Here is a 12,454-nt window from a genome sequence, read left to right on the forward strand (position 1 = left end):
GATCCACAACGGCATCGAATATGCCGACATGCAGATGATCGCCGAGATCTACGGCATCCTGCGCGACGGCCTGAAGATGACGGCGGGCGAGATCGGCGAGGTGTTCGGCGCCTGGAACAAGGGCCGCCTCAACTCCTACCTGATCGAGATCACCGAGAAGGTGCTGAAGGCAGCCGACCCGCTGACCGGCAAGCCGATCGTCGACCTGATCCTCGACAAGGCCGGCCAGAAGGGCACCGGCAAGTGGTCGGTGATCGAAGCGCAGAACATGGGCGTTCCGGCAACCGCGATCGAAGCGGCCGTTGCCGCCCGCAGCATCTCGTCGGCGAAGGACGAGCGCGAAGCCGCCGAGAAGATCCTTGGCCTGCCCGATGTCGGCGCGTTCACGGTCGCCGACAGGGCCGCCTTCATCAGGGACCTGGAAAACGCGCTGCTGGCCGCCAAGATCGGCGCCTATGCGCAGGGCTTCGCCGTCATGTCCGCCGCCTCGAAGGAATTCGACTGGTCGCTGCCGATGCCGACGATTGCCAAGATCTGGCGCGCCGGCTGCATCATCCGCTCGCAGTTCCTGGATGAAATCACCACCGCCTTCACCAAGGCGCCCGATGCCGCCAACCTGATCGTCACGCCGACCTTTGCCGCCATGGTCAAGGAAACCGATGGGGCACTGCGCCGCGTCGTTTCGGCCGCAGCCCTTGGCGGCCTGCCGGCACCGGCGCTGGCCTCGGCGCTCGGCTATTTCGACAGCTACCGCCGCGGTCGCGGCACGGCCAATGTCATCCAGGCGCAGCGCGACTTCTTCGGCGCCCACGGCTTCGACCGCGTCGATGGCGCCGACAGCCACCATGGCCCGTGGGGCAGCGGCCTCAACGCCTGAGCGAGCAAAGATCGGAAATTCGAACGGGGCGGCTTAGGTCGCCCCTTTTCGTTTGGGGTATATGCTGTCGCTTCGGCACCGGAGGGACGTGCAGGGCCATTACAGCGCCGCGCGTCAAATATGACGCGCTAAGGACGCTGTAACAGCCTAAACTTGCTGCATAATTTTCTCCTTAATCGATTCCGATTTAAGGAATTATGCAGTAATCCTCGGCCGGCATTGTCTCGAAATGCACGTCATAGTATTTCAGGTCCGGCGACGGCAACCGGCACGAGGAGCATATCGATGGCCATAGTGATCCTGTTTCATTCCATCTACGGGCTGCGCGCGCTGGAGCGCGACGCTGCGGCGCGATTGCGGACAGCGGGCCACGATGTGATCACGCCAGATCTCTACGAGGGCCAGGTTGCCGGCTCGGTCGACGATGGCTTTGCACTGAAGGATAAGATCGGCTGGCGGACGCTGTGCGAACGGGCGGAAGCGGCGGTGGCCGGCCAGCCGGCGTCAGCAGTGCTCGGCGGATTTTCCTTCGGCGCGGCGATAGCCTCACACCTTTGGGCGAAGCGGCCGGAAACATCCGGCGTTCTGCTGCTGCACAGCATCGTCGAAATCCCCGGCAATGCCCGCGACGGGGTTCCGGTGCAACTGCATCTGGCTGATCCGGATATCTACGAGCCGGCGGAGGATGTTGCGGCATGGCGGGCGGTGGCCGACCGGTCGACGATCGCGCTTGAAGCCTTCACCTATCCTGGCGTCGGGCACCTCTATACGGATGCTTCCCTGCCGGATTACGATGCCGAGGCGGCAAGCCTCACCTGGAGCCGTGTGGAGCGTTTCCTCGACGCCCTTTAGGCGCAACTTCGTCGCTCGCCGGAGCGCGGGGAAGCGCCCCTCTGCGAAGCCATAGCGATCCCGCCGACGAGCCCGAATGCCGGTGGGGGCTCTACTTGGGGCGACGTTTCTCGTACCGAACGTCGCCGTTTGCCATCGTGTCGACGTGGATCCAGCCGTGCTTGCGATAGAAGCCGTTGGCGCGGATGCCGTCGCGTCCGTCGGTTTCGAGCCAGATCGTCTCATGACTGCGGAAGAGGGCGGTTTCCGCCTCTTGCAGCAGCAACCTTCCAAGCCCGAGCCCTTCGAAATCAGGGTTGACGAAGAGGGCGAAGACGCAGCCGTCTTCGTCGTCGATCGACGAGAATGCGGCGGGGGTACCGTCGACCTCGGCGATCCAGACGCCGACGTCGGCCGCCAGCATCTCGACCAGTGTTGCAGGTGTGATGCCCATCTCCGACAGTTGTTCGCGCGACAGGTGGTTTTGAACAACGCTGGTGCGGATGTCGAAAATCGCCTCGACGTCTTCGGCTCTGGCTTTTCTGACGACGATGTTCATCACGGACCCCCTGCTGCGCGCACGGGTGTCGTCTAGCGCGCTGATATCGATGCGTCCACAGGTTGCTGCTGGGGCAACAAACTGATTTGCGATGGTGCCGTAAGCACCACAAGCCGGCATCGCGCGACCAACCGCTAACGCTTGATCGACACCTGTACGGCGGACTGAAACTCAGGCTGGCTGAGGCTCTGCAGCGTCTCGGATGGCTGGCCGTCGATATGGCCGATCACCGCCTTGGCGAGTTCGCGCCCGGCAACCCGGATGTCCTCGTACATGGTCACCACCTCTGGACGAAGCCACCGCAGGAAATCGCTCGGCACCTTGGAGACCATGTCGGCATCCTTGCCAAGCGTCTTGTTGGCGGCCTCCAGCCCGGCAATCAGCGCGATCGCGCCCGAGCCGCTGCCCGATACGATGCCATCTGGCGGATCGTCCGAGCGCATCAGCGTTTCGAAGGCGTCGCGGATCTCGACCAGCGTGTGATCGATGTTGATATGATGGAAACTGACTGCATCCGCCTGGAAGTCGCGAAGCCCGCGCTCGAAGCCGGCGCGCATGTGGGAGTAGAAGGTCAAATGCGGCGGTGGTTCCAGCAGCACCAGGCGCTTGCGGCCGCGCTCCACCAGTTCGCGCACAGCCTCATAGGCAAAACGCTCGTTGTCGAAGTCGTGATAGGGGTGGACGACACCCATTTCGGTGCGGCCATGGGTGACGAAGGGCAGGCCGCGCTCCGTCAGGAGCGCCACGCGCGGGTCGTGCGGTTCCGTGCGCGAGATGATCACGCCGTCGGCGGCACCGGTATCGAGGATATAGCGGATCGGCGCCAGGGCATCCTTGGTGGCGCTATAGGGGGTGACGACCAGGTGATAGGGCGTGCCGGCGAGAACCTCGGTAATGCCGACGACCATCGGGCTGGTGATGCCCATGATCTCTTCATCGAGCGTCAGCACCAGGCTGATGACGTTGGTCTTGCCCGTTCTCAGGCGCACGCCGGCGCGGTTCGGCTGGTAGCCGATCTGCTTGGCGACGAGGCGCACGCGCTCCTTGGTTTCGGCGCCGATATCGGGCGCATCCTTCAAGGCACGGGAAACGGTGGTGATGCCGAGCCCGGTCATGAAGGCGATCGTCTTCAGCGTCGGCCTGCCGCCATCCGGCGGCGGCGTCAGCGGTCTGTTTTTCGTCTTGCTGTCCATCGCCTTACCCGCCCGCCCTTGCCATTGCCGCCAGCCGTCCCATTTAGCGTCACTTCACCGCCTTATATACGAAATGTGACGGGGAGCTATCCCGCTATGGGCCCGCGGCGCCAATACAAATCTGTAACGATACAGTAGCGCTGTCGAGCGTTTTTGTTGCTGCGCTGCGGCGAATGAAACACTCTGGTTGAGTGCTCCGCCTAGCGGCTAGCATTTTGCGCTTGCGAGAGAGCACATGCAGCAAAATGGCCGTTCATCTCTGCAATAACCTTCAAAATCAGCGAGATAGAGACCTGAAGTATCTCATTTTCATGGGTCTATCGTGAAGATCTCGCTCCTCTTCGATGTCTTCTTATGCATTCCTGGGTTGTAACAAATGTTTCTATTTAAATTCATTGGGGTGGGAGTTGCGGACCGGGATCGTTTCCTCTAAGTTTTTTACGGTAACGTTACAGTGAGGGAGGAGACTCATGAATTTACGTTCTTTCGCAGCCGCATTGGCGGTGACGGTTGCGCTGCCGCTTGGTGCAGCAAGTGCGGCCGATCTTGAAGTAACCCATTGGTGGACATCGGGCGGCGAGGCGGCTGCTGTCGCCGAGCTGGCCAAGGCATTCGACGCAACCGGAAACCATTGGGTTGACGGTGCGATTGCCGGCTCCGGCGGTACGGCTCGCCCGATCATGGTCAGCCGCATCACCGGTGGCGATCCGATGGCAGCCACGCAGTTCAACCACGGTCGCCAGGCTGAGGAGCTTGTCGAGGCCGGGCTGATGCGTGACCTGACCGATATCGCCACCAAGGAGAAGTGGACGGAAATCATCAAGCCGGCAAGCCTGCTCGATTCCTGCACCATCGACGGCAAGATCTACTGCGCGCCGGTCAACATCCATTCCTGGCAATGGCTCTGGCTGTCGAACGCCGCCTTCAAACAGGCGGGCGTCGACGTGCCGAAGAACTGGGATGAGTTCGTCGCTGCGGCCCCGGCACTCGAAAAGGCCGGCATCGTGCCGCTCGCCGTCGGCGGGCAGCCGTGGCAGGCAGCCGGCGCTTTCGACGTCCTGATGGTGGCGATTGCCGGCAAGGACACCTTCCAGAAGGTCTTTGGCGACAAGGACGAGGAGGCAGCCGCCGGACCGGAGATCGCCAAGGTCTTCAAGGCTGCCGACGATGCGCGCCGCATGTCCAAGGGCACCAATGTCCAGGATTGGAACCAGGCGACGAACATGGTTATCACCGGCAAGGCCGGCGGCCAGATCATGGGCGACTGGGCGCAGGGCGAGTTCCAGCTCGCCGGCCAGAAGGCCGGAACCGACTACACCTGCCTGCCGGGTCTCGGCGTCAACGAGGTGATCTCGACCGGCGGCGACGCCTTCTACTTCCCGCTGCTGAAGGACGAGGAAAAGTCCAAGGCGCAGGAAGTGCTGGCGTCGACTCTCTTGAATCCGGCGACGCAGGTCGCATTCAACTTGAAGAAGGGTTCGCTGCCGGTGCGTGGGGACGTCGATCTCGCCGCCGCGAACGACTGCATGAAGAAGGGCCTGGATATTCTTGCCAAGGGCAACGTGATCCAGGGCACCGACCAGCTTCTGTCGGCCGATAGCCAGAAACAGAAGGAGGACCTCTTCTCCGAGTTCTTCGCGAACCCCTCCATGACGCCGGAAGATGCGCAGAAGCGCTTTGCCGACATCATCGCCTCGGCGGATTGATTGAGCCTTCCTTGTTCCGTCGGTCCCGCCAAGGGGCGGGGCCGGCCAAGGCTCCCTTGCGGCACGAAACGCTCGTGCCGGAGCGACGCGGCTTCGCCTGGCGGGGCGCGCATCTGGGGAGTGGCTTCAACGTGGCGAGGTGGTTCATCGAGGAGCGGCACATTCGCCGTCGTCGATGCTGCCCGCCATCTGAAATCCAATGCAGTTCCGGAGGAACGAAACATGGCGGGTCACACACGCGGTTCGGGTCGGCCGAACCAGTGGCTGCGGAACCTGAATGCGAAGCTGGCTTCTATCCCGATGATCCTGACGGCCGTGGTCATCTTTCTCGGCGGCACGGTCTGGACGGTGGTCTATTCCTTCACCAATTCCAAGCTGCTGCCGCGGCTTTCCTTCGTCGGCCTTGACCAGTACGAGCGGCTGTGGGCGGCGCCACGATGGCTGATCTCAGTCCAGAACCTGGTGATCTACGGCTTTTTCTCGCTGATCTTCAGTCTCGTGATCGGCTTTCTGCTGGCGGCGCTGATGGATCAGAAGATCCGCTTCGAAAACACCTTCCGCACGATCATGCTCTATCCCTTCGCGCTGTCCTTCATCGTGACGGGTCTCGTGTGGCAATGGCTGCTCAATCCGGAATACGGCATCCAGTCGGTGGTGCGCTCGCTCGGCTGGACGAGCTTTGCCTTCGACCCGCTCTACAACTCCAACATCGTCATCTACGGCATCCTGATTGCGGCCCTCTGGCAGGGAACCGGCCTTGTGATGTGCCTGATGCTCGCGGGCTTGCGCGGTATCGACGAGGATATCTGGAAGGCTGCCCGCGTCGACGGCATCCCGATGTGGAAGACCTATCTGCTGGTAATCATTCCGATGATGCGTGGCGTCTTCATCACCACGCTGGTGATCATCGCAAGCGGCATCGTCAAGGTGTACGACCTTGTGGTGGCGCAGACGAGCGGCGGCCCGGGCATCGCCTCGGAAGTGCCGGCCAAATATGTTTACGACTACATGTTCCAGGCACAGAATCTCGGCCAGGGCTTCGCGGCCTCGACCATGATGCTCGTGACCGTTGCCATCATCATCGTGCCCTGGGCCTATCTCGAATTTGGGGGAGGGCGCAAGCGTGCCTGAGATCGTCGCTTTCAACGCTATTGCCGCGGGCATCGAACCGGAGGCCGAAAAGGACCCGGTTGCCCTATCGGGGCCCTGGGGACGCAAACCGCGCCGGGCGCTCTCGCCGCGCAACATCATTATCTACGGCACGCTGATCGTCGTGGCGCTCTACTATCTGCTGCCGCTCTACGTGATGGTCATGACGTCGCTGAAGGGCATGCCGGAAATCCGGCTCGGCAACATCTTTGCGCCGCCGCTCGAAATCACCTTCGAGCCCTGGGCCAAGGCCTGGTCGAGCGCCTGCACCGGCCTCAATTGCGACGGGCTTTCGCGCGGTTTCTGGAACTCGGTGCGCATCACCGTCCCTTCGACGATCGTGTCGATCGCGATTGCTTCGGTGAATGGCTATGCGCTGGCAAACTGGCGCTTCAAGGGCGCCGATCTGTTCTTCACCATCCTGATCGTCGGCGCCTTCATTCCCTATCAGGTAATGATCTATCCGATCGTCATCGTGCTCAGGGAGCTTGGCGTCTATGGCTCGCTGACCGGCCTGATCATCGTGCACACCATCTTCGGCATGCCGATCCTGACGCTTCTGTTCCGCAACTATTTCGCCGGTCTTCCGGAGGAATTGTTCAAGGCGGCGCGTGTCGACGGCGCGGGCTTCTGGACCATCTATTTCCGCATCATGCTGCCGATGTCGATGCCGATCTTCGTCGTGGCGATGATCCTGCAGGTCACCGGCATCTGGAACGACTTCCTGTTCGGCGTGGTGTTCACCCGGCCGGAATACTACCCGATGACCGTCCAGCTCAACAACATCGTCAATTCGGTGCAGGGCGTGAAGGAATACAACGTCAACATGGCGGCCACCATCCTCACCGGTGCCGTTCCGCTCATCGTCTACTTCGTCTCCGGGCGGCTATTTGTCCGCGGCATCGCCGCCGGCGCAGTGAAAGGGTAAGGGCATGGAAAACGTCAGCGTATCGGTCAAGGATCTGTCGTTGAGCTTCGGTGCCGTCACGGTGCTGGACACGCTCAACCTCGACATCAAGGACGGAGAATTCCTGGTTCTACTCGGCTCGTCCGGCTGCGGCAAGTCGACCTTGCTCAACTGCATCGCTGGCCTCCTGGATGTCAGCGAGGGCCAGATCTTCATCAAGAACAAGAATGTCACCTGGGAGGAGCCGAAGGACCGCGGCATCGGCATGGTGTTCCAGTCCTACGCGCTCTATCCGCAGATGTCGGTGGAGAAGAACCTGTCCTTCGGCCTGAAGGTCGCCAAGGTGGAAAAGGCCGAGATCGACAAGCGCGTCAGCCGTGCCGCCGAAATATTGCAGATCCAGCCGCTGCTGAAGCGCAAGCCGGCCGAACTTTCCGGTGGCCAGCGCCAGCGCGTGGCGATCGGCCGGGCGCTGGTGCGCGATGTCGACGTGTTCCTGTTCGACGAGCCGCTGTCGAATCTCGACGCCAAGCTGCGCTCGGAACTGCGCGTCGAGATCAAGCGGCTGCATCAATCGCTGAAGAACACGATGATCTACGTCACCCACGACCAGATCGAGGCGCTGACGCTCGCCGATCGCATCGCGGTGATGAAGAGCGGCGTCATCCAGCAGCTTGCCGACCCGATGACGATCTACAACGCGCCGGAAAACCTGTTCGTCGCCGGCTTCATCGGTTCGCCGTCGATGAATTTCTTCCGTGGCGAGCTGCAGTTGAGGGATGAGCGGGCCTTCGTGCATGCCAATGGTGTCGATTTCGACGTGTCCGCCTATCCGTCGCGCGGACCTTTCCGGGACGGGCAGAAGGTCGTCCTGGGTGTCAGGCCGGAGCATGTGCGTGTCGACGAGGCGCTGAGCCGCCAGCCGTCGCACCAGGCGGTCGTCGATATCGAGGAACCGATGGGCGCCGACAACCTGCTTTGGCTGAAGCTAGCCGGCCAGTCGATGTCCGTGCGCATCGCCGGCCAGCGCCGCTACAAGCCGGGCACGGCGGTCACGCTCTCCTTCGACATGGCGGTCGCCTCGATCTTCGACGCGGTCAGCGAAAACCGTCTGTGAGCAACGAGGGAACGCGCCGGCTTCCATCATCCGGCGCGTTTCGACACACTGGCATGCCGGCACTGTCGCCGGCGATCAACGGAATATGGAAATGCTCTCTGAGGATCTGAACCGAACCGCTGTCCATCTCAACCTGGCGGGCGAATGGCAGCTCGCCTCCGGCGATCGAAACCACGCGACCACCATGGTCTTGCCGGGCGACGTGCACACGGCGCTGCAGAAGGCCGGCGTCATCGACGATCCCTATGCCGGCCGCAACGAGGACGACGTGCAGTGGGTGGCCCACAAGGACTGGGTGATCGAGCGCACGGTGTCGATCGATGCCGGTGATCTCGGCGGCTACTGGTATCTCGACCTCGAATGCATCGACACCGTCGCCTCGGTCTTCGTCAACGACCGCCCCGTGCTTGAGGCCGACAACTGCTTCCGCCGCCATCGCCCCGACGTTTCCCGCGCGCTGGTTGCCGGTGAGAACCGTATTCGCATCGTGCTGCCGTCCGCGATAACAGAGGGCGCGCGCCGGCAGGCGGCGCAACCCTTCTACGTGCCCTACCATCCGGGCAATTCGCCGATCGCCAACGGCAACATGCTGCGCAAGCCGCAGTGCCATTTCGGCTGGGACTGGAACATCGCCATCGCGCCGCTCGGCGTCTACGGCACACTCGCCCTGCGTCGGCTAGAGATCGCCCGCATCGAGCATGTGACGACACGGCAGGTCTGGCTCGACGACGGCTCGGTCGACCTGCAGGTAACTGTCACCCTCTTTGCCGACGGCCCCGGCATCGTCCCGGTTCATTTTTCGCTCGACGGTCAGAGGGAGCGGCTCGATTGCGCCGTCGGTGCCGGCGAGACCCGCATCACCCATGTCTTTACCGTCAGCGACCCGAAACGCTGGTGGCCGGCCGGTAGCGGCGAACAGAACCTTTCGATGCTGACGGTGGAAGTGCCGCAGGAGCAGGTGAGCCGCCAGATCGGTTTCCGCACAATCGAGCTTCTGACCGATAGGGACGAGGCGGGCAGCCGCTTTGCCTTTCGCGTCAACGGCCGCGAGATCTTCTGCCGGGGGGCCAACTGGATCCCGGCCGATGCGCTGATGTCGCGCGTGACGCAGGAGGGCGTAGAGGATCTGCTCACCTCGGCGGTCGACGCCAACATGAACATGATCCGCGTCTGGGGCGGCGGGTTCTACGAGCCGGACTGGTTCTACGATCTCTGCGACCGGCTGGGCCTGATGGTCTGGCAGGACTTCATGTTCGCCTGCAACCTCTACCCCTCGACGCCCGATTTTCTCGACAATGTCGCAGCCGAGGTCGACTATCAGGTCAAACGTCTGTCGTCCCACCCGTCGATCGCGCTCTGGTGTGGCGACAACGAGCTGGTCGGCGCGCTCACCTGGTTCGACGAGCCGCGCAAGGACCGCGACCGTTATCTCGTTTCCTACGACCGGCTGAACCGCACGGTGGAGGTGGCACTGAAGGCGGCCTTGCCGGAGGCGCTGTGGTGGCCGTCGAGCCCGGCGTCGGGCTATCTCGATTTTGGCGATGCCTGGCATTCGGACGGTTCCGGCGACATGCACTACTGGTCGGTGTGGCACGAGAACAAATCCTTCGACAATTACCGCGCCGTGCGCCCGCGCTTCTGCTCGGAGTTCGGTTTCCAGTCCTATACCTCGATGCCGGTGATCCGGCAGTTCGCGGCGGAGAAGGACCTCAACATCGCCGCGCCCGTGATCGAGAGCCACCAGAAGAATGTCGGCGGCAACGAGCGCATCGCCGGCACGATGTTTCGCTATTTCCGCTTCCCCAAGGATTTCCCGAGTTTCGTCTATCTCAGCCAGGTCCAGCAGGGCCTGGCGATCCGCACCGCTGTCGACTATTGGCGCTCGCTGAAGCCCCATTGCATGGGCACGCTCTACTGGCAGCTCAACGACACCTGGCCGGTCGCCTCCTGGTCGAGCCTCGATTACGGCGGCAGCTGGAAGGCGATGCACTACATGGTGCGGCGCTTCTTCCAGCCTGTTTCCGTCGCGGCGATCCCATCCGCCGACGGCAAGGAAATTGCCTTTTCGATGGTCAATGACACGGCCGCGCCGGTGACGGTGGAGCTGCAGGCCTTCGTCGTCACGCTCGATGGCGTGCGCACGCCGTTGATGGCGGCAGCCGGAACCTGCCCGCCGGACCGGGCGGCAACGCTGGTGAGCATCGCGGCGCGCGACATTCCCGCAAACGCGCTGTTGTTCTGGTCCTTCGAGGCGTCGAACGGCATGCGCGGCGCGGGGCATCACGTGCCCGGCACCTACAAGGCGCTCGACCTTCAGCCCTCCGGGCTTTCGCTTGAGGTCCTGCCGGTCGGCGACGGCAGCTACGATGTTTCGGTCACGGCGAGCGGCCTGGCGCTGCACGTGATGATCGAGGCCGATGTCGCCGGGCGCTACTCCGACAATGCCTTCGATCTCACCGCCGGCGAAACGAAGGTCATTCGCTTCACGCCGAAAACACCGCTTGCCGGAGGCACATTGCCGCGCTTTGCCGCCTTCGATCTCGAATCCTGCCAGGGAAAGGGGTGACCCACCATGAAACGCAGCCACGTCAACGACATCATCGCCCGCAGCGATGCCTTCATGAAGAGCTTCGGCTTCGTGCTTCCGCCCTTTGCCTATTGGTCGCCTGAAGAAATGAAGTCACGCGTCGCTTCCGATTGCCCGACGATCTATGATGCCCGTCTCGGCTGGGACATCACCGATTACGGCAAGGGTCGTTTCGACGAATTCGGTCTCGTGCTCTTCACGCTGCGCAACGGCGATGCTTCCAATCTGAAGACGGGGCAGGGCATGGTCTATGCCGAGAAGCTGATGATTACCCGTAACGGCCAAGTCAATCCGCTGCATCGCCACGCTGTCAAGACCGAGGACATCATCAACCGCGGCGGCGGAACGCTGGTCCTGCAGATGTACAATTCGCGCTCCGACGGCACCGTCGACGAGGAAAGCGGTGTCGAGGTGGCGACCGATGCGCGGCTGAGAAGGCTGAGGGCCGGCGATCTGCTGAAGCTCTTGCCCGGCGAAAGCGTGACGTTGCTGCCCGGCAACTGGCACGCTTTCTGGGCAGAAGACGGCGACGTGTTGATGGGCGAGGTTTCGACCGTCAACGACGACCTGACCGACAACTACTTCCGCGAACCCGTCGGTCGCTTCTCGGCGATCGAGGAGGATGCAGCACCCGTCCATCTGCTGGTGTCGGACTACGACGGCTGGCTCAGGGCCGGATGACAACAAACGCGGGCGGTTCTTGTTCCGCCCTTACCGTTCAGACCGATCACGATGATTTCCCAAGGAGGATTTTCGATGAAAGACGTCAGTTTCCAGCTCTATAGCGCCCGCAACTTCCCGCCCTTCGCCGATGTGCTGAAGGCGCTCGGCGAGGCCGGTTACAGCCAGGTCGAAGGCTATGGCGCGCTCTATGCAGCGCTCAGCGATGCGGAGATCGCCAGCTTCAAGCATGGCCTCGACGAGAATGGCCTGGCGATGCCGACAGCGCATTTCGGCCTTGATATGCTCGAGAGCGATCCGGCGCGGGTGCTGGAAATCGCCAAGGCGCTCGGCATCCGGGCGATCTATTGCCCCTATCTCCTGCCGGAGCATCGCCCGACCGACGCTGCCGGCTGGCGCGCTTTCGGAGAGCGACTGCAGGCGGCCGGCAAGCCTTATCGCGATGCCGGCCTGATCTTCGGCTGGCACAACCACGATTTCGAATTCTTCGCCCTGCCGGATGGAAGCATTCCGCAGGACCTGATCTTTGGGGGCGGGCCGGACCTTTCCTGGGAAGCCGATATCGCCTGGATCATCCGCGGCGGCGCCGACCCGATCGCCTGGATCAGGAAATACGCCGACCGGATCACCGCCGTGCACGTGAAGGACATTGCGCCGACTGGCGAGAAGAAGGACGAGGACGGCTGGGCCGATGTCGGCGAAGGCACGGTCGACTGGAAGGGCCTGTTCCAGGCGCTCTCGGGCACCAAGGCTCGCTACTTCATCGCCGAACACGACAATCCGAGCGATTTCCAGCGCTTTGCCAAGCGCTCGCTCGCCTCCATCCAATCCTACTGAAAAACAGGTA

The 12,454-nt window shown here is 62.5% G+C and carries 10 protein-coding genes and 1 pseudogene; 9 read left to right on the forward strand and 2 right to left on the reverse strand.

Annotated features, from left to right (window positions below; genetic code table 11):
- Positions 1-877 (forward strand): annotated as a pseudogene (locus BC363_RS25270) (NADP-dependent phosphogluconate dehydrogenase); the annotation flags it as partial.
- Positions 878-1,162: 285 nt separating this feature from the next.
- Positions 1,163-1,729, forward strand: coding sequence for a dienelactone hydrolase family protein (locus BC363_RS25275; protein WP_065779857.1), 567 nt, complete (start codon positions 1,163-1,165; stop codon positions 1,727-1,729).
- A 91-nt stretch (positions 1,730-1,820) separates the two neighbouring features.
- Here BC363_RS25275 and BC363_RS25280 read toward each other — a convergent pair whose 3' ends face one another.
- Positions 1,821-2,267 (reverse strand): GNAT family N-acetyltransferase, encoded by a 447-nt coding sequence (locus BC363_RS25280; RefSeq protein WP_065779859.1) that lies wholly within the window; start codon positions 2,265-2,267, stop codon positions 1,821-1,823.
- Positions 2,268-2,401: 134 nt separating this feature from the next.
- On the reverse strand, positions 2,402-3,460 hold the full coding sequence (locus BC363_RS25285; protein WP_065779862.1) for a LacI family transcriptional regulator: 1,059 nt from the start codon (positions 3,458-3,460) through the stop codon (positions 2,402-2,404).
- 470 nt (positions 3,461-3,930) lie between these two features.
- Between BC363_RS25285 and BC363_RS25290 the strand changes: the two genes are divergently transcribed.
- From BC363_RS25290 to BC363_RS25320, 7 genes are all read left to right on the forward strand, one after another.
- On the forward strand, positions 3,931-5,166 hold the full coding sequence (locus BC363_RS25290) for an ABC transporter substrate-binding protein (RefSeq protein WP_065779870.1): 1,236 nt from the start codon (positions 3,931-3,933) through the stop codon (positions 5,164-5,166).
- 222 nt (positions 5,167-5,388) lie between these two features.
- Complete coding sequence (locus BC363_RS25295; protein WP_065779872.1) at positions 5,389-6,297, forward strand: sugar ABC transporter permease; 909 nt, start codon at positions 5,389-5,391, stop codon at positions 6,295-6,297.
- A gap of 19 nt (positions 6,298-6,316) precedes the next feature.
- Positions 6,317-7,243 (forward strand): carbohydrate ABC transporter permease, encoded by a 927-nt coding sequence (locus BC363_RS25300; protein ID WP_161952495.1) that lies wholly within the window; start codon positions 6,317-6,319, stop codon positions 7,241-7,243.
- A 4-nt stretch (positions 7,244-7,247) separates the two neighbouring features.
- Complete coding sequence (locus BC363_RS25305; RefSeq protein WP_065779876.1) at positions 7,248-8,339, forward strand: ABC transporter ATP-binding protein; 1,092 nt, start codon at positions 7,248-7,250, stop codon at positions 8,337-8,339.
- Positions 8,340-8,430: 91 nt separating this feature from the next.
- The gene (locus BC363_RS25310; RefSeq protein ID WP_065779878.1) at positions 8,431-10,905 is read left to right on the forward strand and encodes a glycoside hydrolase family 2 protein; all 2,475 of its coding nucleotides are present in this window, start codon (positions 8,431-8,433) and stop codon (positions 10,903-10,905) included.
- Positions 10,906-10,911: 6 nt separating this feature from the next.
- Entirely contained in the window at positions 10,912-11,607 is a 696-nt protein-coding gene (locus BC363_RS25315; protein ID WP_065779880.1) for a D-lyxose/D-mannose family sugar isomerase, read from the forward strand.
- A gap of 75 nt (positions 11,608-11,682) precedes the next feature.
- On the forward strand, positions 11,683-12,444 hold the full coding sequence (locus BC363_RS25320) for a sugar phosphate isomerase/epimerase (RefSeq protein WP_065779882.1): 762 nt from the start codon (positions 11,683-11,685) through the stop codon (positions 12,442-12,444).
- Positions 12,445-12,454: the final 10 nt, after the last annotated feature.

This window comes from Ensifer sp. LC384 (assembly GCF_001695865.1).
Taxonomy (GTDB): Bacteria; Pseudomonadota; Alphaproteobacteria; order Rhizobiales; family Rhizobiaceae; genus Ensifer.

Excerpts from the sequence above, each read along its gene's own strand:
- BC363_RS25275 (WP_065779857.1), top strand. The coding sequence starts at position 1,163 with ATGGCCATAGTGATCCTGTTTCATTCCATCTACGGGCTGCGCGCGCTG.
- BC363_RS25280 (WP_065779859.1), bottom strand. The coding sequence starts at position 2,267 with ATGAACATCGTCGTCAGAAAAGCCAGAGCCGAAGACGTCGAGGCGATT.
- BC363_RS25285 (WP_065779862.1), bottom strand. The coding sequence starts at position 3,460 with ATGGACAGCAAGACGAAAAACAGACCGCTGACGCCGCCGCCGGATGGC.
- BC363_RS25290 (WP_065779870.1), top strand. The coding sequence starts at position 3,931 with ATGAATTTACGTTCTTTCGCAGCCGCATTGGCGGTGACGGTTGCGCTG.
- BC363_RS25295 (WP_065779872.1), top strand. The coding sequence starts at position 5,389 with ATGGCGGGTCACACACGCGGTTCGGGTCGGCCGAACCAGTGGCTGCGG.
- BC363_RS25305 (WP_065779876.1), top strand. The coding sequence starts at position 7,248 with ATGGAAAACGTCAGCGTATCGGTCAAGGATCTGTCGTTGAGCTTCGGT.
- BC363_RS25310 (WP_065779878.1), top strand. The coding sequence starts at position 8,431 with ATGCTCTCTGAGGATCTGAACCGAACCGCTGTCCATCTCAACCTGGCG.
- BC363_RS25315 (WP_065779880.1), top strand. The coding sequence starts at position 10,912 with ATGAAACGCAGCCACGTCAACGACATCATCGCCCGCAGCGATGCCTTC.
- BC363_RS25320 (WP_065779882.1), top strand. The coding sequence starts at position 11,683 with ATGAAAGACGTCAGTTTCCAGCTCTATAGCGCCCGCAACTTCCCGCCC.